At 68.9% G+C, this 26,527-nt stretch carries 31 protein-coding genes; 21 read left to right on the top strand and 10 right to left on the bottom strand.

The annotated features are described in order from the left end of the window. Positions 1–25: 25 nt before the first annotated feature. Complete coding sequence (locus G5B46_RS12770) at positions 26–1,042, bottom strand: GSU2403 family nucleotidyltransferase fold protein (RefSeq protein WP_165259155.1); 1,017 nt, start codon at positions 1,040–1,042, stop codon at positions 26–28. A gap of 50 nt (positions 1,043–1,092) precedes the next feature. Beyond that, a complete protein-coding gene (locus G5B46_RS12765) occupies positions 1,093–2,631 on the bottom strand; it encodes an acyl-CoA synthetase (RefSeq protein ID WP_165259154.1) in 1,539 nt (512 codons plus the stop codon). A gap of 204 nt (positions 2,632–2,835) precedes the next feature. Between G5B46_RS12765 and G5B46_RS12760 the strand changes: the two genes are divergently transcribed. The 6 genes from G5B46_RS12760 (at position 2,836) to G5B46_RS12735 (ending at position 8,168) form a co-directional block, all read left to right on the top strand. Further along, entirely contained in the window at positions 2,836–4,173 is a 1,338-nt protein-coding gene (locus G5B46_RS12760; RefSeq protein WP_165259153.1) for a cytochrome P450, read from the top strand. Between the two features lie 140 nt (positions 4,174–4,313). Next, complete coding sequence (locus tag G5B46_RS12755) at positions 4,314–5,198, top strand: crotonase/enoyl-CoA hydratase family protein (RefSeq protein ID WP_165259152.1); 885 nt, start codon at positions 4,314–4,316, stop codon at positions 5,196–5,198. A gap of 130 nt (positions 5,199–5,328) precedes the next feature. Then, entirely contained in the window at positions 5,329–6,540 is a 1,212-nt protein-coding gene (locus tag G5B46_RS12750; protein ID WP_165259151.1) for a DUF2336 domain-containing protein, read from the top strand. 242 nt (positions 6,541–6,782) lie between these two features. Further along, entirely contained in the window at positions 6,783–7,202 is a 420-nt protein-coding gene (locus G5B46_RS12745) for a MucR family transcriptional regulator (RefSeq protein WP_165259150.1), read from the top strand. Positions 7,203–7,426: 224 nt separating this feature from the next. Beyond that, a complete protein-coding gene (locus G5B46_RS12740; protein WP_165259394.1) occupies positions 7,427–7,924 on the top strand; it encodes a PAS domain-containing protein in 498 nt (165 codons plus the stop codon). A 10-nt stretch (positions 7,925–7,934) separates the two neighbouring features. After that, positions 7,935–8,168, top strand: coding sequence for a hypothetical protein (locus G5B46_RS12735; RefSeq protein ID WP_165259149.1), 234 nt, complete (start codon positions 7,935–7,937; stop codon positions 8,166–8,168). On the opposite strand, the gene G5B46_RS12730 is transcribed toward G5B46_RS12735, so the two are convergent. From G5B46_RS12730 to G5B46_RS12715, 4 genes are read right to left on the bottom strand one after another with little or no spacing between them, the layout of a single operon-like run. Next, the gene (locus G5B46_RS12730; RefSeq protein ID WP_165259148.1) at positions 8,157–8,354 is read right to left on the bottom strand and encodes a hypothetical protein; all 198 of its coding nucleotides are present in this window, start codon (positions 8,352–8,354) and stop codon (positions 8,157–8,159) included. The genes G5B46_RS12735 and G5B46_RS12730 overlap by 12 nt on opposite strands. 44 nt (positions 8,355–8,398) lie before the next feature. Next, positions 8,399–9,310 (bottom strand): ribokinase, encoded by a 912-nt coding sequence (locus G5B46_RS12725; RefSeq protein ID WP_165259147.1) that lies wholly within the window; start codon positions 9,308–9,310, stop codon positions 8,399–8,401. A 47-nt stretch (positions 9,311–9,357) separates the two neighbouring features. Further along, positions 9,358–10,158 (bottom strand): flagellar type III secretion system pore protein FliP, encoded by an 801-nt coding sequence (fliP, locus tag G5B46_RS12720; protein WP_165259392.1) that lies wholly within the window; start codon positions 10,156–10,158, stop codon positions 9,358–9,360. Then, entirely contained in the window at positions 10,155–10,481 is a 327-nt protein-coding gene (locus tag G5B46_RS12715) for a flagellar biosynthetic protein FliO (protein WP_165259146.1), read from the bottom strand. Before G5B46_RS12715 ends, fliP begins: the two co-directional genes overlap by 4 nt. Positions 10,482–10,586: 105 nt before the next feature. Here G5B46_RS12715 and flgB point away from each other — a divergent pair, with 105 nt between their 5' ends. The 4 genes from flgB to G5B46_RS12695 all read left to right on the top strand — a co-directional run bounded on the left by flgB (position 10,587) and on the right by G5B46_RS12695 (position 12,095). Further along, positions 10,587–11,033: a flagellar basal body rod protein FlgB gene (gene flgB / locus G5B46_RS12710; RefSeq protein ID WP_165259145.1), complete on the top strand. Its 447-nt coding sequence runs from the start codon at positions 10,587–10,589 to the stop codon at positions 11,031–11,033. 11 nt (positions 11,034–11,044) lie between these two features. Beyond that, complete coding sequence (gene flgC, locus G5B46_RS12705; RefSeq protein WP_165259144.1) at positions 11,045–11,464, top strand: flagellar basal body rod protein FlgC; 420 nt, start codon at positions 11,045–11,047, stop codon at positions 11,462–11,464. 11 nt (positions 11,465–11,475) lie between these two features. Beyond that, positions 11,476–11,781 carry a flagellar hook-basal body complex protein FliE gene (fliE, locus tag G5B46_RS12700; protein WP_101718891.1) on the top strand — a complete coding sequence of 102 codons (306 nt, stop codon included), beginning with the start codon at positions 11,476–11,478 and terminating at the stop codon, positions 11,779–11,781. A gap of 74 nt (positions 11,782–11,855) precedes the next feature. After that, positions 11,856–12,095: a CsbD family protein gene (locus G5B46_RS12695; RefSeq protein WP_205691650.1), complete on the top strand. Its 240-nt coding sequence runs from the start codon at positions 11,856–11,858 to the stop codon at positions 12,093–12,095. Positions 12,096–12,423: 328 nt separating this feature from the next. On the opposite strand, the gene G5B46_RS12690 is transcribed toward G5B46_RS12695, so the two are convergent. Next, a complete protein-coding gene (locus G5B46_RS12690; RefSeq protein ID WP_240903459.1) occupies positions 12,424–12,621 on the bottom strand; it encodes a hypothetical protein in 198 nt (65 codons plus the stop codon). A 113-nt stretch (positions 12,622–12,734) separates the two neighbouring features. Between G5B46_RS12690 and G5B46_RS12685 the strand changes: the two genes are divergently transcribed. The 9 genes from G5B46_RS12685 to G5B46_RS12645 all read left to right on the top strand — a co-directional run bounded on the left by G5B46_RS12685 (position 12,735) and on the right by G5B46_RS12645 (position 22,148). After that, positions 12,735–13,499, top strand: coding sequence for an ATP-binding cassette domain-containing protein (locus tag G5B46_RS12685; protein WP_165259143.1), 765 nt, complete (start codon positions 12,735–12,737; stop codon positions 13,497–13,499). Next, the gene (locus G5B46_RS12680; protein WP_165259141.1) at positions 13,492–15,036 is read left to right on the top strand and encodes a glycine betaine ABC transporter substrate-binding protein; all 1,545 of its coding nucleotides are present in this window, start codon (positions 13,492–13,494) and stop codon (positions 15,034–15,036) included. The genes G5B46_RS12685 and G5B46_RS12680 overlap by 8 nt, the downstream gene beginning before the upstream one ends. Positions 15,037–15,094: 58 nt before the next feature. Beyond that, positions 15,095–16,768, top strand: a complete 1,674-nt coding sequence (locus tag G5B46_RS12675) for an alkaline phosphatase family protein (RefSeq protein ID WP_165259140.1) — start codon at positions 15,095–15,097, stop codon at positions 16,766–16,768. Positions 16,769–17,141: 373 nt separating this feature from the next. Continuing rightward, positions 17,142–17,405, top strand: a complete 264-nt coding sequence (gene fliQ, locus G5B46_RS12670) for a flagellar biosynthesis protein FliQ (RefSeq protein WP_058349392.1) — start codon at positions 17,142–17,144, stop codon at positions 17,403–17,405. Between the two features lie 13 nt (positions 17,406–17,418). Then, positions 17,419–18,174 (top strand): flagellar biosynthetic protein FliR, encoded by a 756-nt coding sequence (gene fliR, locus G5B46_RS12665; protein ID WP_165259139.1) that lies wholly within the window; start codon positions 17,419–17,421, stop codon positions 18,172–18,174. A gap of 9 nt (positions 18,175–18,183) precedes the next feature. Further along, entirely contained in the window at positions 18,184–19,266 is a 1,083-nt protein-coding gene (gene flhB, locus G5B46_RS12660) for a flagellar biosynthesis protein FlhB (protein ID WP_165259137.1), read from the top strand. Positions 19,267–19,428: 162 nt separating this feature from the next. Beyond that, on the top strand, positions 19,429–21,492 hold the full coding sequence (locus tag G5B46_RS12655; protein WP_165259136.1) for an ATP-binding protein: 2,064 nt from the start codon (positions 19,429–19,431) through the stop codon (positions 21,490–21,492). A 117-nt stretch (positions 21,493–21,609) separates the two neighbouring features. Continuing rightward, entirely contained in the window at positions 21,610–21,864 is a 255-nt protein-coding gene (locus G5B46_RS12650; protein ID WP_165259134.1) for a hypothetical protein, read from the top strand. Then, on the top strand, positions 21,861–22,148 hold the full coding sequence (locus G5B46_RS12645) for a type II toxin-antitoxin system RelE/ParE family toxin (protein WP_165259133.1): 288 nt from the start codon (positions 21,861–21,863) through the stop codon (positions 22,146–22,148). Before G5B46_RS12650 ends, G5B46_RS12645 begins: the two co-directional genes overlap by 4 nt. Here G5B46_RS12645 and G5B46_RS12640 read toward each other — a convergent pair whose 3' ends face one another. Then, a complete protein-coding gene (locus tag G5B46_RS12640; RefSeq protein ID WP_165259131.1) occupies positions 22,149–22,700 on the bottom strand; it encodes a GNAT family N-acetyltransferase in 552 nt (183 codons plus the stop codon). 134 nt (positions 22,701–22,834) lie between these two features. Here G5B46_RS12640 and G5B46_RS12635 point away from each other — a divergent pair, with 134 nt between their 5' ends. Beyond that, a complete protein-coding gene (locus G5B46_RS12635; protein ID WP_165259130.1) occupies positions 22,835–23,215 on the top strand; it encodes a nuclear transport factor 2 family protein in 381 nt (126 codons plus the stop codon). A gap of 825 nt (positions 23,216–24,040) precedes the next feature. Here the strand turns inward: G5B46_RS12635 and G5B46_RS12630 are convergent. Beyond that, on the bottom strand, positions 24,041–24,259 hold the full coding sequence (locus G5B46_RS12630; protein WP_165259128.1) for a hypothetical protein: 219 nt from the start codon (positions 24,257–24,259) through the stop codon (positions 24,041–24,043). Positions 24,260–24,643: 384 nt separating this feature from the next. Between G5B46_RS12630 and G5B46_RS12625 the strand changes: the two genes are divergently transcribed. Next, entirely contained in the window at positions 24,644–25,741 is a 1,098-nt protein-coding gene (locus G5B46_RS12625; protein WP_165259126.1) for a cell wall hydrolase, read from the top strand. On the opposite strand, the gene G5B46_RS12620 is transcribed toward G5B46_RS12625, so the two are convergent. Beyond that, a complete protein-coding gene (locus G5B46_RS12620; protein ID WP_165259125.1) occupies positions 25,701–26,498 on the bottom strand; it encodes an SDR family oxidoreductase in 798 nt (265 codons plus the stop codon). The genes G5B46_RS12625 and G5B46_RS12620 overlap by 41 nt on opposite strands. Between the last annotated feature and the right edge of the window lie 29 nt (positions 26,499–26,527).

Below are 26,527 nucleotides of genomic sequence, written 5' to 3'. Positions count from 1 at the left end.
CCGTATAGAAGCAACCTGCGCTGCTTCAGCCTTCCAGCACGGTCCTTGCGTCTTCGGGCAGCAAACTGACCGCTTCATCCAGCAGCTTGCGCCAGGCCTCGCCGCGTCCGCGCGCCTCCGCATAGGCGTCGCGCAGGGCGTAGGGATCGTCTTCGGCCAGGGCGCGGATCAGCTGCGTGGCTTGCTGGCGGTCCTTGAGACCCTTCTCGGGGTTGACCTTGCGGTCCCGGCTCACGATCAGCTTGTGAACCGCATAGCGCGGCGGCGAAGGCGCATTGACCAGCACGCCGCCGCCATGGAGCACTGCGGTCTCGACCGGATCGCGCAGCAGGAAGTCCATGAACGGCAGGGGCACGGCGTCGCTGCCCAGTGTCGGCAGGTAGGACGGTTCATCCCTGGGCGCGCCCCGGTTAGTCGTCAGGACGTCCAGTCGATAGCGCTCGCCCAGAGCATAGCTCGTCGTGCGGCTGGCGTTGAAGGCGTAGCTTACCGGCGCGAAGCGGGGATCGAGTTCTCGCAGAACCTCCAGCAGCGGGCGGTCGAGCGTATCGTCCAGGTTCGACGCGATGCCGAAGTCCTGGGCGATGTCGAGATCCATGGTCGCAAGGCTGGTGACGGGTAGTCGGACGCCCAGGTGCGCGGCGTAGGTCTGAAAGGCGACCGTGCCGACCAGCAACGCCCGGAGGCGGAATGCGCCCGCGACCGAAAGCGCCTGGATGATCTCGGCGCTGGTCCGATCTGGACGGGGAGCGCCTGAAGCGATGATCGCGGCGACGAGGCGTCGGCGATCGTCGTGGTCGGCGCGATGCTCTCCGTGCCGCGCGATACGCTCGCGCAGGTCATCGCTGTCAGGGCCCACATACACTTGCCGCCGGCTCTGCGCGCCTCCCGTCGGCATCTGGACGTACCAGTAGACCCGGCCCTTGACGGTCTTGGACACGAAGGAAGAGCCGGGAGGATACTCGCTCACGCGGCCAAGGCGCAGGCGCTCCATCAGCTCCGCATAGCTGGTGTGGGCGGAAAGGGGCAGGCGCTCGACCATGGGGACAGGTTATACGCAATTTGGAGATCTGCGTATAACTTTCCGCCCGATCAAACGATCCGGCCCTCGCCCTTGCCCCAGTATGCATCCCGCACCAGCCGCTTGTAGAGCTTGCCGGTCGGGTGCCGGGGCAGTTCCCTCACGAAGTCCACCTGCCGCGGGGCCTTCACGTGGCTGAGGTTGTCGCGGGCGAAGGCCAGCAGTTCGGCGGCCAGGGCCTCGCCGGCGTCGGACCAGTCCAGCGGCTGGATCACCGCCACCACCTTCTCGCCCATCTCCTCGTCGGGCGCGCCGACTACGGCGGCGTCGGCCACCCTGGGGTGGGTGATCAAGAGGTTCTCGATCTCCTGCGGATAGATGTTCACCCCGCCGGAGATGATCATGAAGCTCTTGCGGTCGGTCAGGTACAGATAGCCGTCCTCGTCGGCCCAGCCCACGTCGCCCAGCGTCGTCCAGCCGTGCTTGTTGTAGCTTGCGGCCGTCTTCTCCGGGGCGTTGTGATAGGTCACCGCCGGGCCGTTGGCGAAATAGACCACGCCCTCGGTGCGGGCGGGCAGGGGATCGCCGGCCTCGTCGCAGATGCGCAGTTCGCCCAGCGCCGCCTGGCCCACCGAGCCGCGCCGCTCCAGCCAGCTCCTGCTGTCGATCCAGCAGAAGCCGTTGCCTTCGGTGCCAGCGTAGTACTCATAGATCACCGGCCCCCACCAGGCGATCATCTGCTCCTTGACCGGCACGGGGCAGGGGGCGGCGGCGTGGATCGCCGAGCGCATGGTCGAGACGTCGTACCGGGCCCGCGTCGCCTCGGGCAGCTTCAGCATCCGCACGAAGTGGGTCGGCACGAACTGGCCGCAGGTGGCCTTGTGCTCTTCGATCAGGGCCAGCGCGGTCTCGGGATCGAACTTCTCCATCACCACGACCGTGCCGCCCAGCTTGTGCACGCTCATGCACCAGCGCAGCGGGGCGGCGTGATAGAGCGGCGCGGGCGAGAGATAGACGCTGTCGCCATCCAGCTTGAACAGGTGCTGGGCCATCATCTGCAGGGCGTGCGGCGCGTCGATCGGCGCGCCGTCCAGGGCCGGCTTGACGCCCTTGGGCCTGCCGGTGGTGCCCGACGAATAGAGCATGTCCGAGCCCGAGGTCTCGTCGGCGATCGGGCTCGTGGGCATGGCCGCGCGGGCGGCGTCGAAATCGGCGTAGGGGCCGGCCGCCCCGTCCACCCGCAAAAGCGCCACGCCCGGGATCAGCGGGGCCAACGCCTGTGCGGCGCCGTCCAGCGCCGGTCCGGCGATCAGCGCCTTGGCCCCGCAATCCTTTACGATGTACTCGACCTCCGGCGCGGTCAGCTTGGTCGAGATGCAGGTGTAGTAGAGCCCCGCCCGCTGCGCCGCCCAGGCGATCTCCAGATAGCGCGGATGGTTGTCGAGCAGGATGGCCACGACGTCGCCGACCTGCAGGCCCATCGACCGGAACAGCTGCGCCCCCTGGTTCGAGCGGTCGTCGAGTTCCTTGTAGGTGACGGTCTCGCCCGAGCCGGCCATCACGAAGGCGGGCTTGTCGGGCTGGGTGCGGGCGTGGACGCTCGGATGCATGCGACCTCCTGGGCCGCCCGCCTGGGCGGGGTCGGCCGTTTCTCTCCCAGGCGCCGTCCGCGTGTGACCCGCGTGATCGGCGTTCAGTCAGGAGCATGACCCAAGGCCCGACGCGCGCGCAAGTTGCCGTAGGGGCGCCGTTGGCGGCCGCGCAATCCTGGGTGATCGTGTCCGCCACGACGACGTTCGACGGGAGGCGAGCGCATGGAGCTGATCAGCAAGACGGTGGTCGACGGCCGGCCGGGGCCCGGCGCGCCCCGGGCCTATCCCACCCTCGACGGGGTCGACCTGGCCGACATCTTCCGCTTCACCAGGGGCCAGCCCTTCGCCGACTTCGCGCGCATGCGCGATCAGGCGCCGGTGATGTGGCATGGCGAGCCGTTCGGCGGCCCCGGCTTCTGGGCCGTCACCCGCTATGAGGACGTCATGCGCGTCAACGGCGATCCTGAGACCTTCTCCTCGCAGAAGGGCGGGATCCTGATGTCGATGGGGCCGCCCGACAAGCGCCACGCCCTGCTGTTCCGGGCGACCATGGACACCATGATCAACCTCGACGCGCCGCATCATCTGCAGCTGCGCCGCGAGCACATGCCCTATTTCACCGCCGCCTATCTGCGCGGCCTGACCGACAAGGTGAAGGGAGAGGTCACCCGCCTGCTCGACGAGATGGAGCCGCTGCTGGCCGGCGGCGCCGAGATCGACATGGTCGAGCATTTCTCGTCGATCCTGCCGCTGTTCACCCTGTGCGAGATCCTGGGCGTTCCGCCGGAGGACAGGGCGAAGTTCCTGCGCTGGATGCACTATCTGGAGCGCGCCCAGGACCTGGCCGTGCAGCAGGCCATGGCGCCGATCACGCCGACGCTCGAGCTCATGCAGTTCGTCGCCGACTTCAACGAGAACGTCGAGGAGATGTTCGACTACGGCCGCACCATGCTGCTCAAGCGGCGCGAGGATCCCAGGCAGGACCTGATGACCGCCATCGCGCGGGCCCAGGTCGATGGCGATCTGCTGGCCGACGAGTATCTCGACGGCTCGTGGCTGCTGATCGTCTTCGCCGGCAACGACACGACGCGAAACACGCTGTCGGGGGCCATGCGGCTGCTGACCGAGTTTCCCGAGCAGAAGCAGCGGCTGATCGAGGATCCGTCCCTGCTGCCGGGCGCGGTGGACGAGTTCATCCGCATGGTCAGCCCGGTGATCTATATGCGCCGCACCGCCACGCGCGACGTCGAGGTGGCGGGGCAGCAGATCGCCGAAGGCGAGAAGGTGGTCATGTACTACGGGGCGGCCAACCGCGACCCGGCGATGTTCGAAAACCCCGATCGCCTGGACGTCTCCCGCTCCAACGCCGGCAAGCACGTGGCCTTCGGCTATGGCCCGCACACCTGCCTTGGCAAGCGCGTCGCCCAGATCCAGCTGGAGGAGGCCTATCGCCAGATCCTGGCGAGGTTCCCCGACCTGGAATGGACCGGGAGCACCGAGGTCGCGGCCAACAACTTCGTCCACGCCATCAGCAAGCTGGGGGTGAGGCGGGCGCTGTGACCTCTCGCCACCATCCGCCGTCATCCCGGAAAGCGCGCAGCGCCTGCCCGCGATGACGAGCGAGGGGCGGTGAGCAGGGGTTGTGTCCAAGTGCTCCTAGATCATACGATCGTTTGAAAGATCGCCAGGGAGCCCAGCACATGTCGCAGCCGACCTTCGAGACCCTGCTCTACGCCGTCGAGGACGGGATCGCGACGATCACCCTGAACCGGCCCGACAAGCTCAACGCCTTCACCGCCCGGATGATGAAGGAGCTGATCGAGGTCTTCGACATCACCGACGCCGACGACGCGGTGAAGGTGGTGATCGTCACCGGCGCGGGCCGGGCCTTCTGCGCCGGCGCCGACCTTTCGAGCGGCGGGGCCACCTTCGACCGCACCTCGCCCCAGGCGCTGGAGCGCGAGGAGGGCAAGGTCGGCGACGTCTATCGCGACGGCGGCGGCCGGGTGACCCTGCGCATCTATGACAGCCTCAAGCCCGTGATCGCCGCCGTGAACGGCCCGGCGGTCGGCGTCGGCGCGACCATGCAACTGGCCATGGACATCCGCCTGGCCAGCGAGGACGCCAAGTTCGGCTTCGTCTTCGCCCGACGGGGCATCACGCCCGAGGCCTGCTCGTCCTGGTTCCTGCCGCGTCTGGTGGGCCTGCAGACGGCGCTGGAGTGGTGCTACACCGGCCGTGTGTTCCCGGCGACCGAGGCCAAGGAGCGCGGCTTCGTCCGCTCGCTGCACGCACCCGAAGACCTGCTGCCCGCCGCCCGCGCCCTGGCGCGCGAGATCGCCGACAACACCGCCCCCGTCTCGGTCGCCCTGACCCGCCAGCTGCTCTGGCGCATGGCCGGCGCCGACCATCCGATGGAGGCCCACAAGGCCGACAGCCGCGCCATCCAATCGCGCGGCGCCTCCGGCGACGCCAAGGAGGGGGTGACCTCGTTCCTGGAAAAGCGCGCGCCGGCCTATCCCAACCGCGTCTCCACAGACCTGCCCGACATCTGGCCGGAGTGGGAGCCGCGACAATTTCGCTGACCCCCTGGCGAAGCCAGGCTTTGGGCCGCAAATTCCCCTGGCGGGAGAATCCCTGGCGCTAATTCGAACTTAAGGGCGTTACCGTCTAGGTTCGAAACTCGGCGACCGGGGCTTCGCCGCCAGGAAGATCATGACCGACCCGATTTCGCCCTTCGCCAAGCCGATCGCCGTTCCGCCCAAGTCGCGCGCCGCGCTCCTCAAGCGACTCGCCGACGTGGTTTGCCTGCCGGCCAGCCGCATCAACGCCTTCGAGCGGGCGATGTGCGCCGACCTGCTGGTCGAGATGCTGCGCGAGGCGGTGGTCGAGGAACGCGAGAAGGTCTCCCGTCGCCTGGCCAACCTGTCCGACATGCCCGGCTCGCTGGTGCGGCTGCTGCTGCGTGACGAGGTCGTTGTGGCGCGGGCCCTGCTGGAGAACTCGCCCAACCTGTCGGACGCCGATCTGATCGACTGCCTCTACCACGCCAGCCAGGAGCACCGCCGGCTGATCGCCATCCGCCGCGGCGTCGGCGAGGTGGTGGCCGACGCGCTGGTCGACATGGGCGAGACGCCGGTCGTCGAGGCGCTGCTGCGCAACGAGCTGGCCCGTTTCAGCCACCAGGGCGTCGAGAACGTCGTGGCGATGACGCGCGACAATCCCGGCCTGATCCCGCTGCTGCTCAAGCGGGCCGAACTGCGTCCCAGCCACGCCTACGTGATGTTCTGGTGGGCCGACGCCGAGGCCCGCCGCACGATCCTCCAGCGCTTCGCCGTCTCGCGCGAGATCCTGCAGGAGGCCGTCGGCGACGTCTTCGCCGTGGCTTCGGGCGAGGGCTGGCAGGACCCGCTGTCGCGCAAGGCGCTGCAGTTCATCGAGCGCCGCCAGCGCAACCGCGCCGCCATCGCCAAGAGCCCCTTCGACAGCCTCGAGGACGCCGTCGCCGCGGCCCAGACCGGCCTGACCCGCGAGACCGCCGAGGAGATCTCCTATCTCGCCGGCCTCAAGCCGATGACCGGGGCCAAGATCTTCACCGACCAGGGCGGCGAGCCGATCGCCATCCTGTGCAAGGCCACTGGCCTGCCGCGCGCGGCCGTGCGGGCGCTGTGGCGCGGCCTGCGTCGTCCCGAGACCGACGCCGAGGGCGTTCCGGCGCCGGGGCTGGAGCGGGTCCTGGCCGTGTTCGACGCCATCGCCGTCGATCGCGCCCAGACCGTGCTGCGCTACTGGAACTGGTCGCTGTCCTCGGCCCTGACGCCGGCCCTGCTGAAGGCCATCCGCGATGGCGACACCGACGCCATCGACGAGTACTCGGTGCCCCAGCGCGCGGCGATGCTGGCGCTGTCGCGGGATTTCGGCCGCTAGCGCCGCTCGCGACAGGAACCCGTGCGGTCAAGTTCGCCGAACGCGTTCAATCAAAATCCAGAAAATCTGAATTTTTACCTCGCGACCTTAAGTTGACATTGCGAGTGACTGCGTCGTTCGACAGTCAATATTCCGCAGAGGCATCTATTGCCCGGTTTTACTGACGCGTTTATCCATGATGCAACTTCGCGCGCCGAGACCGGATGCGCGTCGAGAAAGATAAAGGGAACGGGAGAGGCGTCATGGAAGAAGAGATCCCACTCGTCGAACTTACCGCTGGCATCGTCGCGGCCTTCGTGGGCGGCAACGCCGTGCCGGCCTCCGAGATGCCGGCGCTGATCCGCAGCGTGCACGACGCCCTCAAGGCCATCGGCTCGCCCGAGGCCGCCGCGCCCGAGCCCAAGGAGCCGGCCGTGCCGGTCCGCCGCTCGGTGACGCCCGACTACATCATCTGCCTGGAGGACGGCCGGCGCTTCAAATCGCTGAAGCGTCACCTGCGCACCCAGTACGACATGAGCCCCGAAGACTACCGTGAGAAGTGGGGCCTGCCTTCGGACTATCCCATGGTTGCGCCGAACTACGCCAAGGCGCGCTCTGATCTTGCCCGCCAGATGGGCCTTGGCCAGACCGGCCGGGGCGCGGGGAAGGGGCGCAAGGGCTGAGTCTGAGCGTTCATTTACCTTAATTCAATCAATCGCTTGTGGTTAAGCTAAGCGAGAAAAACGACGCCCGGGCGCTCTTCCAGCGCCCGGGCGTTGTGCTTCCAGATTGACTCTCAAGCGGAATCTTTGTTGGCGGCGGCCATTTTTCGCTTCCGCCGATTCGGTGCTTAAGACATAGTGAATGAGCGGTGAATCACCGTGATTCCAAAGGCTTGTTAAGGACTCTGAAGATGTCCGCGCAACTGAGCGCATCCGCGACCGCGGCCCGCGCTCATCAGGAAATGTTCGCATACTGGGCGTCCCTGCGCCGCGGGGCGAACCTGCCTGCGCGTGGTGACCTTCACCCTTCGGGCATCAAGCGCCTGCTGCCGACGGTCAGCCTGATCGACGTCGTGCGCGAGCCGCGCGACTACCGTCTGCGCCTGGCCGGCACCGGCCTCTACGGCGTCTATGGCCGCGAGATCACCGGCAAGGCCCTGGGCGAGGTCTACAACACCGCCGCCGCCGACTACTGGCGCAAGGAGCTCGACAAGGTCGTCGATGAGCGCCGTCCGGGCGTGGGCGTGCACAGCCTGGCCTGGCGCGGCGCGCCGCACGTCTCGATCCTGTGGCTGCGCCTGCCGCTGGCGACCAACGGCAAGGACGTCGACATGATCCTGGGCTACGACGCCGTCGTCGGCGCCCAGGCCGAAGGCGGCTTCAGCGGCATCCGCGCCGCCTGACGGACGGGTCATGAGCGCCTTGATCTTCGAAATCGTCTGGTGCGCCGCCTTCGGTGTCGTGGGCCTGCTTCTGCTGACCCGGCCGCGAGAGCTCTACACCTGGGTGCGCCATCTGCTCTACAGCGACGCCGCCCTGAGCGACCGCGGCGCCAAGCTGATCGGGCCCTTCAGGGGGCTCGGCTTCTTCTTCGCCGTGGTCGGCTTGCCGATGGCGGTCGTGAAGCTCTTGGCTTTACTGGCCTGACGAAGGCCGGCGACGCCGCCGCTTGCCGCGGGCGTTGAGAACCGCCCAGCTCAGCGACAGCAACAGGCCGACGAGCGGCGTCAACACCAATATGTACTCCGTCCCGAGGTCCGCGCCGAAGGCGCAGATCGGGATCAGGATGTTGCTCTTCATCGCCTCGGCGGCGGGTTCCATCCCGTCTTCCATCATGCGCCTCCGGGGGAAACAGTGATCTCCGAAGGCGACGAGGGTCAACCTTCCAGGAAGACCTCGACCTCGCGCTTGCTGGGCATCGACGGCGCCGCGCCCGGCTTCTGAACCGACAGGGCGGCGGCGGCGTTGGCCTGCTCGACGGCTTCGCGCAGGTCGAGATTGGCCGCCAGGCCGGCGGCCAGGGCGCCGCAGAAGCAGTCGCCGGCGCCGACGGTGTCGATCGCCTTGACCTTGCGGCCCTCGACCAGGAAGGCCTCGTCGCGGCGCACGGCGGCCACGCCGGTGGAGCCCAGGGTGACGATGATCGTCTGGTCGGGGCGGCTCATCAGCTTGCGGGCGGCCTTGGAGACCTCTTCCAGCTTGGCCGGCTCGTGGTCGAGGCGGGCGTAGGTCGCCAGCTCGGTCTGGTTCAGGATGAGAATGTCGGTCAGCGGGAACAGCGCCGCGCCCTGCGGCAGGGCGGGAGCGGCGTTCAGCACCCGCAGGCCGCCCTTGGCCGCGCCGGCCTTGAACAGCGCCTCGATGGCGCCGGCCGGGGTCTCCAGCTGGGCCAGCAGAACGCGCTGGCCTTCCAGCGCCGTGGCCGCCACCTGCTGGGGCGTGATCATCATGTTGGCGCCGCCGGTGACGACGATCATGTTCTCGCCGCCGTTCGACACCCAGACGTGGGCCTGGCCGGTGGGGGCGCCCGACAGTTCGGCCACGTCGGCCACCTGCACGCCGTAGCCGGCCAGCTTGCCCTTCAGGCTGAGGCCGCTGTCGTCCTTGCCGACCGCGCCCATCAGGCGGGTGGGGGCGCCCATGCGGGCGGCGGCGACGGCCTGGTTGGCGCCCTTGCCGCCGAGGAACAGCTCCAGCGACAGGCCGGCCACCGTCTCGCCCGGCCGCGGCAGGTCGTCGACCCGCGCCACGGCGTCCAGATTGATCGAGCCCAGTACGAAAACGCCCATCGGTCTTGGTCTTCTGTTCTAGTTATTCTGTTCGGTGTCGTCGCAGCTTACCCGCCGCCGGCCCCGCGCTGGAAGCTTTCCACCAGGCTGCCGCAGACGAGTCGCCATCCATCCACTAGCACGAAGAAGATCAGCTTGAACGGCAGGCTCACCGTCGCCGGCGGCAGCATCATCATGCCCATGCTCATCAGAACGCTGGCGACGACTAGGTCGATGACCAGGAACGGGATGAACAGCAGGAAGCCGATCTCGAAGGCGCGCTTGAGTTCCGAGATCATGAAGGCCGGCGTCACCACCTTCAGCGGCGTCTCCTGGGCGGTCTTGGGCTTCTCGATCTTCGAGAGGCGGATGAACAGGGCCAGGTCGTCTTCGTCCACCTGGCGCAGCATGAAGGTCTTCACCGGCTGGCCGGCGGCCTCGAAGGCCTGCGGCAGCTCCATCTGCTTGTCGAGCAGGGGTTTGACGCCGGCGTCGTAGGACTGCTCGAAGGTCGGGCCCATGACGATGGCGGTGAGGAACAGCGCCAGACTGATGATCACCGGGTTGGGCGGGCTCTGCTGCACGCCGATCGCGGTGCGCAAGAGGCCCAGCACCACGACGATGCGCACGAACGAGGTCGTCATGATCACGATCGACGGCGCCAGCGACAGCACCGTCAGCAGCCCGACCAGCTGGACGACCCGTTCGGTCAGGCCCGCGCCCGTGCCCAGGTCGACGTTGATCGCCGACTGGGCCATGGCCAGCGATGGCCCCAGCGTGGTCGCCAGGCCCGCCAGCACGGCGATGAGGGCGGCGCGGCGCAGTTCCTGCGGCGTGGCGCCGGTGAGGCTCTTGAGCAGGCGCATCAGACCACGGGCTCCGGCTGGGTCGCGACGGGGGCGGGAGAAGGGGCGGGGGAAGGCGAGGGCGGGCCGGCGGGAACCCAGTCCAGCAGGCGGCCTTCGCCCAGCAGCACCAGGCGCTCCTCGCCGTCCAGGCGGCACAGCACCAGGCGGCGGGCGGGGTCCAGCACCAGCGTCTCGACCACCTGCAGCCGCCGCTCGCGGCGCTGGGAGACGATGCGGTTGAGGGCCTCGGGGCCGAACTTGCGCAGCACGACGGCGGCCAGGCCGATCAGGCCCAGGGTGACGGCCAGCGCCGCCACGGCGCGGATCAGGAGAAAGACGTCCATGCGCGGACAGGATTCCACAGGAAAGAGGCGCGGCGAGGCGCCGCATCCCTGGTGTGCCTGACTGTCCTTAATGCGTGATTAACCCTGTTTCTTCACCATGCTCGCATGGGTCCGGACGACATCCCTCTTTTCTCGATGCTCAAGAACCGGCTCGGTTATCTGACCGAGCGGCAGAAGGTCGTCGCCCAGAACGTCGCCAACGGCGACACCCCCGGCTACCAGCCGCGGGATCTGAAGCCCTTCACCTTCCAGGCCTCGCTCGACGCCCAGACCACCGGTGCGCCCTATCGCGGCAATGGCGCGGCTCCTACGGGCCGCCCGGTCCAGATGCTGGCCACCAGCGCCGGCCACCTGGCGCCCTCCAAGCCGGTGAGCCAGTTCCGCTCGCCCCAGGGCCCCGACAGCGAGACCACCCTCGACGGCAACTCCGTGACGCTCGAGGACCAGATGCTCAAGATGACCGATGCGCGCATGAACTACGACGCGGCGGTCTCCTTCTACCAACGCTCCATGTCGATGCTGCGCACCGCCGCGCGTCGCCCGAACGGCTAGAGGACGTCTAGATGGCTGAGATCCGATCCCAGTCGGCGGCGGCGATGGCCGTGGCGGCCAGCGCGCTCAAGGCCCAGCAGGGCCGCATGCGCATCATCGCCGAGAACATCGCCAACGCCAATTCGACGGCCCGCACGGCCGGCGGCGACCCCTACCGCCGCCAGGTGCCGGTGTTCCGCCCCGCCAGGGTCGAGGGCGCCGAGGGCGTGGCCATGGCGCGCGTCGAAGGCGACCAGAAGGACTTCAAGACCGAGTACGACCCCGGCAATCCGGCGGCCGACGCCAAGGGCTACGTCAAGCTGCCCAACGTCGACACGCTGGTCGAGGCGCTCGACATGAAGGAGGCGCAGCGCGCCTACGAGGCCAACCTCAACGTGATCGAGACCGCGCGCAGCATGCAGTCGCGCACGCTCGACATCCTGAAGAAGTAGGGGCTTAGGCGATGATCACCGCTCTGGCCGCCTCGAAAGCCTACGCCGCCACCGGCGCGACCCCGCTGTCGCTCGGCAAGAGCGTCGGCGAGCCCAAGAAGATGGACTTCGGCGACATGCTGAAGTCGGCGATGACCGACACGGTCCAGGCCTCGCGCCAGGCCGAGCACAAGATCGCCCAGCAGGCGGCCGGCAAGGCCGAGCTGATCGACGTCGTCACCGCCATCTCGTCGGCCGAAGCCAGCCTCGAGACCGTGATCTCGATCCGCGACCAGGTGATCTCGGCCTATCAAGAGATCATGCGGATGTCGATCTGACGGCCTGGCCGTCGAACGGATCGAACCGATCCTGAAAGCTGGGCGTTGAGAGCTCGAACAAGGAGCTCCACCGCATGAACCTCATCCGTCCTCTTTCCCTCGCCGCCGTCGCCGCCGCCGCGCTGGCCCTGACCGCCTGCGGCGACAAGGATTCCGGCCACGCCCAGAAGACCGAAGGCGAGATCAAGTCCGCCGTCGGCTCGGCCATCGGCGACAAGGAGCTGAAGAAGGAAGGTCAGAAGGACGAGGTGGTCGGCGGCGTGAAGTCGGCCGGCGAAGACATCAAGGAAGCCGCCAAGGACGCCAAGGACTGACTTGGAAGCCCTCTCTCTGAGAGAGAGGGAGGGGCCCACGCCGCAGGCGTGGGAGGGTGAGAGGTTACAATCTCTCCGAATGAAGCTCAGTCAAATGCGTTCAGAACGCATCCTCATCCCGGAAAACGCGCAGCGTTTATCCGGGACCCAGGGGACTGGGCGCTGTGGCTAGGCTCGCTGTCGTCAAGGCCTCGTCGGCGGCCCTGGGTCCCGGCTCTTCGCGCTACGCGCTGCGGCCGGGATGACGACTTTGGGGCGGGCGGGGATCTAACGGCTACCGGTGAAACCTCTCACCCTCCCACCGCTTCGCGGTGGGCCCCTCCCTCTCTCAAAGAGAGAGGGGTGGCAACAACCCAGCCACGTCGATCCCGCGCAGCGCGGCGACCACCCCGGCCCAGACAGCCAGGTTCAGCAGCAGCATCACGGCCACCGCCCAGCGCAGGCGGCGTTGCACGGCCTTGCGGCGCTTGCGGGCCTTGAAGCTCCCCGTCGAGGGGGAGGCGGTCAGGGTTGCGGCCATCGTCATGCTCCACGCCAGCCTAGAACTACCCCCGTTAATCACCATTAACGCGTCTGATTTGGCCTGGTGCAAGCGGGACGGCTTGTCGCAGCGGCGGCTTCCGGGAAAGGTGAGGCGGCATGAACCCAGCCATAGCCCTCGAACAGGTCGGCAAGACACATGACGGCGCCGTCGCGCTGCAAGGCGTCGACCTGTCCATCCCCAAGGGGCAGTTCGTGGCCCTGGTCGGCGGTTCGGGCGCGGGCAAGACCACGCTGCTCAAGACCATCAACGCCCTGTCGCCGCCCACCACGGGCGTCGTCAGGATCGACGGAACGGCCGTCAACGCCCTGGACGGTCCGGTCCTGCGTCGCCGCATCGGCTACGTCTTCCAGGAGATCGGTCTCTTTCCGCACATGACCGTGGCCGAGAACATCGGCGTCGTGCCGGCCCTGCTGGGCTGGGCCAGGGACGAGATCGCCGCCCGGGTGGACGAACTGCTCGACCTCGTCGACCTGCCGCGCGCGGTGGCCGAGCGCCGTCCCTCGGCCTTGTCGGGCGGCCAGCGCCAGCGGGTGGGCGTGGCCCGGGCCCTGGCCGGCCGGCCCTCGATCCTGCTGATGGACGAGCCGTTCGGGGCGCTGGACCCGATCACCCGCCAGGCCCTGGGCGACGACGTCCGCCGCCTGCACCAGGCGCTGTCGCTGACCACGGTGATGGTCACCCACGACGTGGCCGAGGCCCTGCTGCTGGCTGACCGGATCGTCGTGCTTGACCAGGGCCGGATCATCGCCGACGCCGCACCGCGCGACCTGATGGCGGGCGGCGACGACCCGCGCGTCGAGGCCCTGATGGCCGCGCCGCGCCGCCAGGCCGAGCGGGTGAGGGCGCTGCTGGATGGCTGAACTGCTGGCCCTGTTGCCGCAACGCCTGGCCTGGCACGCGGCCCTGTCGGCCGCCGCCCTGGCGCTGGGCCTGGCCGTCGCCCTGCCGCTGGGCTTCGCCGCCGCGCGCCGGCCGGGCCTGCGCTGGGTGGCCCTGGCGGTCACGGGCCTTGTCCAGACCATCCCGAGCCTGGCCTTGCTGGCGCTGTTCTATCCGCTGCTGCTGCTGCTCTCGAGCCTGGCCAAGGCGACGCTGGGCTTCGGCTTTCCGGCGCTGGGCTTCCTGCCGGCGCTGCTGGCCCTGTCGCTCTACGCCATGCTGCCGATCCTGCGGAACACCGCCGCGGGCCTTGCCGGCGTCGACCCGGCCGTGACCGAGGCGGCCCGGGGCGTGGGCATGACCCCGCGCCAGAGTCTTACGAAGGTCGAACTGCCCCTGGCCGCGCCGGTGATCCTGGCGGGCGTGCGCACGGCCGCCGTCTGGACCATCGGCGGCGCGACCCTGGCCACGCCCGTCGGCCAGACCTCGCTGGGCGACTACATCTTCTCAGGACTCCAGACCGAGGCCTGGGACATGGTGCTGGTCGGCTGCGCGGCCTCGGCGGCGCTGGCCCTGGTCGTCGACCAGTTGCTGGGACTGGTCGGACGCGGGCTGGAGCAGCGCAGGCCCGTCCTCTGGGGCGGCGCGCTGGCGGCGCTGGGCCTTGGCCTGGTCGCGGCCCTAGCCCCTCTGGCCGCGCCGGCCCTGAGCCCGCGTCCAAAGGCCTATGTGATCGGGGCCAAGAACTTCTCCGAGCAGTACGTGCTGGCCGAACTGATGGCCCAGCGGCTGGAAGGGCGAGGAGCCCGCGTCGAGCGGCGGATCAATCTCGGCTCGGCCGTGGCCTATCGCGCTCTCGCGGCCGGAGAGATCGACGCCTATGTCGACTATACCGGCACCCTGTGGGCCAACGTCCTGCACCGCACCGACAATCCCGGCCGCCAGGCGGTCCTGGACGCGCTGCGGGGCGAGCTGGCTAGGCGCGACGGCGTCGTCCTGGCCGCGCCCCTGGGCTTCGAGAACGCCTATGCCTTCGCCATGAAGCGCGAGCGTGCCCAGGCCCTGGGCGTGAAAAGCCTGGCCGATCTTTCCGCCAAGGCTCCCAGCCTCGTCATGGGCGGCGACCTGGAGTTCTTCTCGCGGCCCGAATGGACGGCGGTCGACAAGGCCTATGGCCTGAAATTCAAGGCCCGCCGCCAGTTCCAGCCCACCTTCATGTACCGCGCCCTGGCCTCGGGCGAGGCCGACGTCATCTCGGCCTTCTCCAGCGACGGCCGCATCGCCGCCGACGACCTGGTGGTGCTGGCCGACCCGAAGGGCGCGCTGCCGCCCTACGATGCGGTGCTGCTGGTCTCGCCTGGGCGAGCCGATGATCCGGAGCTGAAGGCGCTGGCGGCGTCGCTGTCGGGCAAGCTCACGGTCCAGGCCATGCGCCGGGCCAACTACGCCGTCGATCGCGACGCGGGCAAGCAGTCGCCCGCGGCGGCCGCGCGCGAACTGGGCGCTGCGGCTCGATGAACTCCGTCCGCTGAAGCTTTGTTTGCGGCCGCTTCGCCGTTGGGGCAGGTTGCGCGCCATGAGCAAGCTTACCCACACGGCGGCGCTGTCGGCGCTGGCCGGCGTCGCCCTTTTCGCCTCCGCGCCGGCCCAGGCCGCCGACCAGGTGAAGCCCGATCCCAAGCTGGTCGTGGTGATCTCCATCGACCAGTTCAGCGCCAACCTGTTCGAGCAGTGGCGCGGCCAGTGGAAGGGCGGCCTCGGCAAGCTCGGCCGCGAGGGGGTGACCTATCCCAACGGCTATCAGTCGCACGGCATGACCGAGACCTGCCCGGGCCACTCCAGCCTGCTCACGGGCGCCTATCCCAACCGCACCGGCATCGTCGGCAACAACTGGTACGACGCCACGACCGGCAAGAAGTCGTACTGCCTGCTCGACGAAACCGTGACCCTGGCCGCGCCGTCCGAACAGGACCCGGTCAGCCCCAGGAACCTGATGGTCCCCACCTACGGCGAATGGCTCAAGGCCGTCTCGCCCAAGAGCCGCGTCTACGGCGTCTCGGGCAAGGATCGCGGCGCCATCACCATGGCCGGCCACGATCCTGACGGCGCCTTCTGGTACCAGGCGGGCTTCGGCTTCACGACCTACGTCAAGCCGGGCGAGGACGCCGCGACCAAGCTCAAGCCCGTCGCCGCCCTGAACGCGCGCCTGGCAGCCGAGCAGAAGAAGAAGCCCTTCGTCTGGACCTACGAGAACAAGGCCTGCGCCGCTCTCGAAAAGACCTGGACCACCGGCGAGCGCACCTGGGACGCCAAGCTGCCGCGTCCGCTGCCGACCAACGCCGCAGAGACCCTGCGCGACCTGTCGGCCAGCCCCTACACCGACGCGGTGACCCTGGAGGCCGCCGCCGCCCTGCGCGACGAGTTCGGCCTGGGCGACGGCCCGCAGGTCGACGTGCTGACCGTCAGCCTGTCGGCCACCGACTTCATCGGCCACCGCTACGGCACGCGCGGTCCGGAGATGTGCGACCACCTCAGCCGCCTGGACGCGCGCCTCGACACCTTCCTGTCGCGCATCGGCAAGGCCAAGGGCGAGGTGCTGGTGGTGCTGAGCGCCGACCACGGCGGTTCGGACTTCCCCGAGCGCCTGCATGACGAGGGCTACGACGTTTCGCGCATCGCCACCTCGGCCTGGCTGAAGGGCCTGAACCAGCAGCTGCGCACGGATCTTTCGCTCGACTACGACCCGCTGGTCGCGCCGGGCGGCATCGACACCCTGGTGATCGTCGGCGCCGACAAGAAGACCCCGCCGGCTGTCGAGCGCGCCCGCATCGCCTCGGCCGCCCTGGCGCTGGTCCGCTCGCGCGGCGAGGTCGCCGAGGCCTATGAGATCAACGACCTCTTGACTACGCCGCCGGTCGCCAAGGGAACCTCGCCCGACACCATCAGCGTCAAGGAGCGCCTGCGCCGCAGCGCCTATCCGGGCCGCTCGGGCGACATCCTGGTGGCCTTCAAGTCGAACCTGGTGCCGGCGACCGCCAGCACGACCTATGTCGCCACCCACGGCACGCCCTGGGACTACGACCGCCGCGTGCCGATCCTGTTCTGGTGGAAGAACGCGCAACCGCGCGAGCGCATCCTGCCGATCGAGACCGTCGACATCGCCCCGACCATCGCCGCCGTCACCGGCGTGCCGATCCCCAAGGCGATCGATGGCCGCTGTCGCCCGCTGGGCGCGGGCCACGACTGCTGATCCTGGCTGGAAGCATCGCTTGAGAGAGGGGGCGCGGATCCTGGTCCGCGCCCTTTTTCAATGCCGAAGCATCAGGGCGACCAGGTCGGCCGCGAACGCGATCGCCACCCAGCCCACGGCCAGTCCGACGAAGGGGTGGCGCTGCCACCAATGCAATTTCAATTCCGTACGCATGACAGTTTCCCGACTGATCGGTGCAGCTTGCATGTCATTGGATAGTTTCGCCAGCAACTAATGCGGGGCGCCGCTGCGTCACCTCTGCGGCGCGGTGACGCAGACGCGGTGTTAACAGTCCCTAACTCCCTGTTAACCATGTCGGGGGCAGTGTGCGGGTCACACCAAACCGACCAGAGCGTACGCAGAAAGCCCGTTCATGACCGGAGCCGAAGTCCTCGACGTGGGTCGCGATGCGATCTGGCTGACCCTGCAGCTGTGCGCGCCCGTGCTGATCGTCGGCCTGGTGGTCGGCGTCGCCATCGGCCTGTTCCAGGCCCTGACCCAGATCCAGGAAGCCACCCTGGTCTATGCGCCCAAGATCGTGGCCATCTTCATCTCGCTGCTGCTGTTCCTGCCGCTGATGGGCGCGCTGATGTCTGGCTTCATGCGCCAGATCGCCGCCCGCATCGCGGCGATGTAGGGAAGGGCGGGGCGTGGACAGCTTCGCGACGACCGCCCAGGTCTATGTCGCCGGTCTGGTCTTCGCCCGGATCGGGGCCATGGTCATGCTCATGCCGGGCATCGGCGAGCAGGCCGTGCCGCCGCGCATCCGTCTGGCCTTCGCCCTGCTGATCGCCGTCGTCCTGACCCCGGTGGTGGCCAAGACCGTCGGCCCGCTGCCCACCACCCTGGGCGGTCTGGCCGGCCAGGTGATCCACGAGATCCTGATCGGCCTGATGATCGGCGCGGTGCTGAAGCTGTTCATGAGCGCCCTGACGACGGCCGGCGAGATCATCTCGCTGCAGACCACCCTGTCGTTCGCCCAGACCACCAACCCGTCCGGCGCGCCGTCCAGCACCGCCATCGCCACCTTCCTGTCGATGCTGGGCCTGACCCTGGTCATGGCCACCGACCTGCATCACCTGTTCATCGGGGCGATGGCGCGCTCGTACGAGCTGTTTCCGTTCACCAAGACCGTGCCGGTCAACGACGCCGCGGCCCTGGCCGTGCGCACGGTGGCCCAGAGCTTCATGCTCGGCGTCCAGCTGGCCGCGCCGGTGATCGTGTTCTCGATCGTCTTCAACCTGGCGACCGGCCTCGTGGGTCGGGTCATGCCCTCGTTCCAGATCTTCTTCGTCACCTCGCCGCTCAGCGTGATCCTGGGCCTATCGTTGCTGGCCCTGTCCCTGGGCGGCATCGCCATGGTGTGGAGCGATCGCTATCGCGATCTGCTCGGCGTCTTCAACTAGGGGCGCGCCGTGGCTGACGATACGGACCAGGAATCGAAGACAGAAGATCCGTCAGCCAAGAAGCTGGCGGACGCCCGCAAGAAAGGCGACGTTCCCAAGAGCGCCGACATCGCCCAGCTGGCCTCGCTGGCCGGGGCCTTCGGGGCCGTGGTCATCGCCGGCGGCTGGCTGACGCGCGACCTCGTCCAGTCCCTGATGCCGTTCATCGCCCAGGCCGGCCAGATGGACGTCGAGGGCGGCGCCCAGATCATCGCCCGCAAGGCGGTGCTGGCCGCGCTGCCGCCGCTGATCCTGGTCATGCTGTGCTCGGGCGTTCTGGGCGCGGCCGCCAACATCGCCCAGTCCGGGTTCATGTTCACGGGCGAGAAGATGAAGCCCGACCTCAACAAGCTGGATCCGCTGAAGGGCCTGGGCCGCATCTTCGGGCCCGACGGCATGATGCAGTTCGCCAAGTCGGCCCTGAAGTTCCTGGTCACCGGCGTCATCGCCTGGTTCGTGCTCAAGCCCGACGCCGACATGGTGACGGGCCTTGTCGGCATGGACCCGGCCGCCATGCTCCCGCTGGCCGTCGACCTCTGCAAGAAGCTGTTCTGGGCGGTGCTGATCTTCCTGGTGGTCACCGCCGGCTTCGACTGGTTCTGGCAGCGCCTGCGCTTCAACAAGCGCATGCGGATGACCCTGAAAGAGGTCAAGGACGAGCACAAGGACAGCGACGGCGACCCGCACATCAAGGCCAAGCGCCGCCAGATCCAGATGCAGCGCTCGCGCCAGCGGATGATGCAGGCCGTGCCCCAGGCCACCGTCGTCGTCATGAACCCGACCCACTACGCCGTGGCGCTGAAGTACGAGCAGGGCGAGACCCCCGCGCCGATCTGCGTGGCCAAGGGTCTGGACGAGCTGGCCCTGAAGATCCGCGCCGTGGCCGAGGAAGCCGGCGTCCACGTGCTGGAGGATCCGCCCCTGGCGCGCGCCCTCTACGCCGCCGTCGAGGTCGACCAGCAGATCCCCGCCGAGCACTTCGAGGCCGTGGCCAAGGTCATCGGCTTCGTGCTCAGCAACAAGCAGTCCAAGCGCCGCGCCTGGGCCGACTGATCGGCCGTTGATCCTTGTAGGGATCAGCCGGGAAATCATATTTCCGCCGTAGAATCAGCAGCCTGCTTGATAAACGCGCTCTAGCGCCGCGTAAGGAGTATCCTTACCGGACGAATCGTCGGGGCCTCTTCCCCGCAAAGTTGCAGAAGGATTTCGGTCGGCATGGCCGAGACGCCCGCGAAAGACATGACGGCGACCCGCCGCCGCGCCGACCCCCTGATCTGGGGCGCGGCCGTTTTCTTCGTTCTCGCCGCCGGCTTCGCCACGGCCCCGGCCCTGCGCGCCGGCCCGGCCACCCTGGCGGGCCTGCTGCTGCTGGCGGGCGTCGCGGGCGTCGCGATCCTGGGCCTGGTGGCCATCCGCGCCTCGGCCGCCCACGACAACGGCGTCGACGTGGTCGACAGCTTCATCGACGCCCTGGGCGAGCCGGCGGCCCTGACCGCCGCCGACGGCCGTATCCTGTCGGCCAACCAGGCGTGGCGCGACACCCTGGGCGAGGCCCGCCGCCTGCCCAAGGACGCCGCGCTGTTCTCGGCCCTGGTCCGCGCCCGCAAGGGCGAGGCGGCCGAAGGCGTGATCGTTGTCGCCGGCCACGACCGTCCCGCCCTGGCCGCCCGCGTCGCCGGTGGCCGCCTGCTGGTCCGGCTGCCGGCCGTGGTCGAGCCGATCGCCGCGCCGCTGCCGCCCACCGCGCCGGTCGTCGCCCAGGCCGCCCCGCCGCCGCGCGCGCTCGACGCCTTCTCCGGCGCCTCGCCGTTCGGCGCAGCCCTGCTGGAGGGTCTGGACCCGTTCAACTCGCCGATCCTGGAGGCCAACCCGGCCCTGTCGGCGATGACCGGCGCCGTGCGCGCCGGCATGACCCTGGGCGAGCTGATCGATCCGCCTTCGCGCGCCGAGGCCGAGACCCGCCTGGCCGAGGGCAAGGCCGGCCCGTTCGAGGTGCGCCTGGCCCGCGATCCCTCGCGCATCGCCCATCTCTACCTCTACCGCGCCGACGGCCGCCTCGTGGCCTACCTGATCGACGTCTCCGAGCAGAAGCAGATCGAGCTGCAGCTGGCCCAGGCCCAGAAGATGCAAGCCATCGGCCAGCTGGCCGGCGGCGTGGCCCACGACTTCAACAACCTGCTCACCGCCATCCAGCTGCGCCTGGACGAGCTGCTGCACCGCCACCCGGTCGGCGATCCCTCCTACGAGGGTCTCAACGAGATCCGTCAGACCGGCGTGCGCGCCGCCGACCTGGTGCGCAAGCTGCTGGCTTTCAGCCGCAAGCAGACCGTCCAGCGCGAGGTGCTGGAGCTGGGCGAGCTGATCTCCGAGTTCGAGGTCCTGCTGCGCCGCCTGCTGCGCGAAGACGTCAAGCTGATCACCGACTACGGCCGCGACCTGCCGCAGGTGCGGGCCGACAAGAGCCAGCTGGAGACGGCGGTCATGAACCTGGCCGTCAACGCCCGCGACGCGGTGCGCGCGGCCAAGGGCGGCGGCGTGGTGCGCATCCGCACCGCTCGCCTCAACGAGGACGAGGCGCGCAGCCTGGGCTTCCCCGGGGCCGAGGGCGACCAGGCGTTCATCGAGGTCAGCGACGACGGCCCCGGCATCCCGCCCGAGGTGATGGGCAAGATCTTCGACCCGTTCTTCACCACCAAGCCGGTGGGCGAGGGCACGGGCCTGGGCCTGGCCACCGTCTACGGCATCGTCAAGCAGAGCGACGGCTGGATCCACGTCCACAGCCGTCCGGGTGAGGGCGCGGCGTTCCGCATCTTCCTGCCCGTGCACGAGCCGACCCCGGCCCAGGCCGCGGCCGCGGCCGTCGCGGTCGCCGAGCCGCCCAAGCCCCGCGCCGCCCGCGACCTGTCGGGCGCCGGCCGCATCCTGTTCGTCGAGGACGAGGACGCCGTGCGCGGCGTCGCCGCTCGCCTGCTGCGCGCCCGCGGCTACGAGGTGCTGGAGGCCAGCGACGGCGAGGAGGCCCTGGTCATCGCCGAGGAGAACGCCGGCCAGATCGACCTCCTGATCAGCGACGTGATCATGCCCGGCATCGACGGCCCCACCTTGCTGAAGAAGGCGCGCGGCTATCTCGGCAACGCCCCGGTGATGTTCATCTCCGGCTATGCCGAGGCCGAGTTCAGCGACCTGCTGGAGGGCGAGACCGGCGTGACCTTCCTGCCCAAGCCGATCGACATCAAGACCCTGGCCGAGCGGGTGAAGCAGCAGCTGCAGGCGGCCTAGAGGCTGTTCTCTTCCGTAAGACCCCTGGAAAGCGGGGGGCAGGCATTTTCTGAAATGCTAGGCGCTCGACGATGGGCGGCTTGAGGACAGAAGCCGCCTGCTGGGTTATCATCGGCCATGGCTGATGGTTTCACCCTCGATATCGATGCGGAACTCGCCGAGCAGTTATCTTCCGCTGCGGCGGCGGCAGGCGTATCGCGCGAGGCGTATGCTCTTGCCGTGCTTGAGCAGGACAGCAAGGGCGGTCCGCGCTTCACGATCGCTAGAGCCCGAGCCTACGACGTGGATCGTGGCGGAGAGGTCATGTCCATGGAAGAGGCTTTCGAATTCTTGGATGCCGCTCTAGTCAGGCCCGGAACGCGGCCGGCTTGAAGCGGCGGGTCGTTCTTGCGCGCGCGGTCGAGCGCGATCTTGTGCGACTGTCCGATTTCCTTGCCGGCAAGAGTCCTCAAGCGGCTCGGCGTTCGGCCGACGCTATCAAGGCGGCTGTCCGGTCGCTTGGGGCTTTCGCTTTACGTGGGCGAGTCACTGCCAGCGACCTGCGAGAACTCAATGTGGAGTTCGGACGCGACGGCTATGTCATCCAGTATCGCGTCGAGGACGACCGCGTCCTCGTGCTCCGCCTCTTCCATGCGCTCGAAGATCGCGAGCCCTGATCACTCCCGCCGCAGCAGCACCGTCGGACTGTCCTTGTAGGTCGTGCGGGCCTGCTCGACGAAGCCGGTCTTGGCGGCCAGCGCCAGGGAGGCGGCGTTGTCGGGGTGGATGATGCAGACCACCGGATCCTGGCCCCACCGGCGCTGCCCCCAGGCCAGGCCCGCGTTCACCGCCTCGGTCCCGAAGCCCTGGCCGTGCGACCAGCTGGCCAGCACCCAGCCCATTTCCGGCACGCCCTCGAACGAGGGCTCGATGTCGCGGTGGAAGTCGGCGAAGCCCACTTCGCCGACATATCGTCCCGTGGCCGTCTCGCGCACGGCCCAGTAGCCATAGCCGAGCAGGGCCCACAGGCCCCGGGCGCGCAGCAGCCGCGCCCAGCTTTCCTCGCGGGTCGAGGCGCGCCCCCCGACATAGCGATAGACCTCTGGCTCGCACCACATGGCCACGCTGTCGTCGAAGTCCGAGATCTCCGGCGGGCTCAGGGTCAGGCGCGGCGTCGTCAGGACGGGCAGGGGAGGGGCGCGGGCGGCGAGGTCGTCGAGGGGCGGCATCGGAGTCCGGGTTTGCTGAGGAGCGACGGCGCAGCCTATACCGCGCGGAGCATTTTCGAGCGAAGTGGACGCCGGTTCACGTGAAGAAAATGCGCGAAGATTGGAGTCTTCACCAGGAAGGGACTCGTCAGTTCATGATCGCGCCGCAGGACGCCGTCGCCGCCCGTCGCAAGCTCACCAACCGGCTGATCGCCGGCAAGGACGCTGGGCGGCTGGTTCCCTTCTTCACGACCGACGCCAAGGTCATCGCCGGCGACGGCTCGCTGCTGCTGGGCCGCGACCAGATCATCGAGGCCTTCGCCGGCCAGTTCGCCGACCGCGACTTCGTCTCCTACGTCCGCACCAGCGACCTGATCGAGATCGACGCCGACGGCGTCCGCGCGGCCGAACGCGGCCGCTGGGTGGGAACCTGGAAAGGCGAGGGCGCGACCCAGAGCGGAACCTACCTGGCCACCTGGCGCAAGGTCGCCGGCCAGTGGGTGATCGAGAACGAACTGTTCGTGACGCTGGGGTAGGATCTTTCCGACCCTCTCCCAGAGGGAGAGGGAGGGGCCCGCGCGAAGCGTGGGAGGGGGAGGGGTTACGGTGTCAGCCGGCGTGCCGGCACGCCGTCGACCGTTGCTAACCCCTCATCCGGAGCTTCACGCCACCTTCTCCCTCCAGGGAGAAGGATCAGACGGGGCGAAGGGGATAGAGCCCCGTGGATCCCCGGCGCATCCCGAAAAGAGTTCCACGAACTCAACCGCTTGCAACTTTCTCATGCGCCTGGATCAGACGCGCCGAAACCCGGGTCATAATCAAAGCTGTCCCGTCGCAGGGAGAGGGCGCAAGGATCCGGCCCGAAACGGCGACGTGGATGCGATCGAGCGGGTTTAGAGGGCGGGGGACGTAAATCCGCCTATCGGGAGCTTGCCTAAATAGGCTCCCGCCCGTCCGAGGGTTCGCGCCGCCATGCACGCCTGGCCGCCAAGAAACGGGGCGCACTGCATGGGGAAGGGGCAAAGGGCGGAAGAGGCCCGCGCGCCCCGGCCTGAGGAATAACGATCGCGCGGGGCGTTCAGCTTCGTCGAAACGGTATTTGAAACTCACACATCCGGGCGAGGCCCGGACGCCCCGCGCCCTCTCCACAAACTCTGCGCTTTCGCGCGAGAGGTCGAAGTCGCGCGCCAAGATCCTCCCCCTGAAGGGGGAGGTGGCCCGAAGGGCCGGAGGGGGAAGTATCTGATGAGGTCGGTTCACCCGCTGGAGCCGTTATCTCTTCCCCCTCAGTCGCTCCGCGACAGCTCCCCCTTCAGGGGAGCATCTAGGCGGAGGGCCGGAGGGGGCGCGCGAAGCGCGCTCTACCGGCGTTTCTTCGACTTCGGCGCCGGCTTGGCCGCCGTGTTCACCACGGCCCCGGCCCCCGCGCCGACGACGGCGCCCACAGGCCCGGCGACGACCGCGCCGGCGATGGCCCCGGTGGCCGCCCGTTGCTCCATGTTGTGGCCGCAGGCCGTGGTCAGGGCGGCCAGGGCCAGGATGGCGGCCAGGCGCGGCGCGAACGGCGAGAGGCGGGGCATCAGGGGGTCTCCAAAGCTTCGGCGCGGGGCCGATCCAACTGCAGCGGTTAACGGCGAAGCTTGGTCGAGGTTCCGACATAGCCGCGCGGCGGCGGCAAAAACCGCGCTGCTGCGGCGTTTTGGCGCCCGTCCAGGTTTTTCCTGTGAATCAAAGTGTTAACGGTATCGGTCGCCGAAAAGGCAGGCAAAACGCATGCTGCGGTGCAGCAGGCGCTTGCGACTCGGTCATAGTTCGGTCATAAGGCGAGGCATAAGCAGGATCTCGACCTTATTGCGAACGGTCGAACCTCCGCTGCCAGACCGGCCCGATAGTGCTTTTTCCGGGTGTCTTGGGAGCGTTTTTGTCGGGGGGCCGGTGCGCCCTCGTCGCGCAGGACGCAAGTTTTGAATATCAAGTCGCAGACGTGCGCTGACGCGCGCGGGCTGATCGGCGCCGTATTGGTCGGGTCCGTCACGGGCCTGGCGCTTGGCGGCGTCTATCTGGCGGGAGGCATGGCCCAGACCGCCGCTCAGCACGCTCGGGTTACGCGCCTGGCCGACAGCGCCGCGGGGAGCTACTCCGAAGCGGCGCTGCATCAGGCCGCGTCGCGCATGGACGCCGGGGCGCTCGCCATCGCCCGTCGCCATGACCCCTACACCGTCGCCGGCGACGCCCAGCGCGACCGGCAGGCCTCTCTGCTCGCCGCCCGCCTCGAAAGCGGTGACGACAAGACCGAGGACAAGCCGCTCCTGATGCGCGCCAGCCTCGGCGGTTCCTTCAATCCGGCCGCCGCGCCGTTCCACCTCGCCAACGCCCTCGAAAGCTCGCGCGAACTCGAGTGCCTGGCCCAGGCCGTCTACTACGAAGCCCGGGGCGAGACCTCCAGCGGCCAGGCCGCGGTGGCTCAAGTCGTATTAAACCGCGTACGCCACCCTTCGTTCCCCAAGTCGATCTGCGGCGTGGTGTTCCAGGGCGCCTCGGCCCGCACCGGCTGCCAGTTCAGCTTCGCCTGCGACGGCTCGATGCGCGCCCGTCCCGAACGCGCCGCCTGGACCCGGGCCCGCAAGGTCGCCTCGCGCGCCCTGGCCGGCACGGTGATGTCCGAGGTCGGCTCGGCCACCCACTTCCATACCACCGGCGTCGCGCCGAACTGGGGTCCGCGCCTGATGCGCGTCGCCCAGGTCGGCATGCACGTGTTCTACCGCTTCGGCGGTCGCGCCGGCGCGCCGGGCGCCTTCACCGACAAGCCGCGGCCGTCGACCATCGAGGACCTGCCGGACGCGCCCGTCCTGACGGCCCTGCCGCAGGCGCCCAGCGCCGACGGCAAGCCGGTGATCTATGTCGCCAGCGCCCTGGTCACGGCCAAGGAAGGCGGCATGGGCGGTCCGGAGAAGGTCGGTCCCGAACCGGCGTCGGCCCCGGCGATGCGCCCGGCCAAGGCCGGCGACAAGGCCGAGGCGGTCAAGCCGTCGTCGGTGATCGCGACCGGAGCTGGTTCCTGAGGAACCCCGGGGCCAGGCGGGCCATGAACCGCATCTGCCTGGCCCGCTTGCCCACGAGGTAATAGAGCTCGCGGCCGTGCGCCGCCTGCCAGACCGTCTGCGCCGCCTCGTCGACGCCGTAGACGGGCAATCCGCTCTTGCGCAGTTCCTCGCCCATGTCGGCGTTCTTGCCCGGCTGGGAGTTGCGCAGGATCGGCGTCTCGACGAACCACGGCATGACGCAGGCCACGCTGACGCCGAAGGCGGCGAACTCGGCGTCCAGCGCCTCGGACAGTCCGCGCACCGCGAACTTGGTCGCCGAATAGACCGCCAGGCCCGGCGAGCCGTAGATCCCCGCGCACGAGGCCATGTTGACGAGGCGCGAGCCGGGCGTGGCCTTCAGGAAGGGCAGGGCGGCCCGCGCGCCGTTCAGCACGCCCTGCACATTGACCGCCAGCATCAGGTCGTCGCCCTGCGGGTCGCTTTCCGAGAAGGGGCCGAAGCGCGCGACGCCGGCGTTGTTGAACAATACGTCCAGCCGGCCGCCGGACCGCTCGACGAAGGCGGAAAGGGCGGGCGTCCAGGCCTGCCGGTCGCGCACGTCCAGGGGATGGATGGAGCCGTTGGCGGGGCCGATCTCGGTCAGGGCGCGGGCCAGGCCCGCCTCGTCGATGTCCGACAGGCCGACGAACCAGCCTTCCGCCGAAAAGCGCTTGGCGCTGGCCAGGCCGATGCCGCTGGCCGCGCCGGTGATGAAGATGGCCTTGCGAGCCGACATGTCCGCCTCCCCGTCGTTGTTGTTCATTA

The sequence above is a fragment of the Caulobacter sp. 602-2 genome, assembly GCF_011043625.1.
Classification (GTDB): domain Bacteria; phylum Pseudomonadota; class Alphaproteobacteria; order Caulobacterales; family Caulobacteraceae; genus Caulobacter.
Note: the sequence above shows the minus strand (reverse complement) of the source record. Positions and strands in the feature narration are given on the sequence as shown.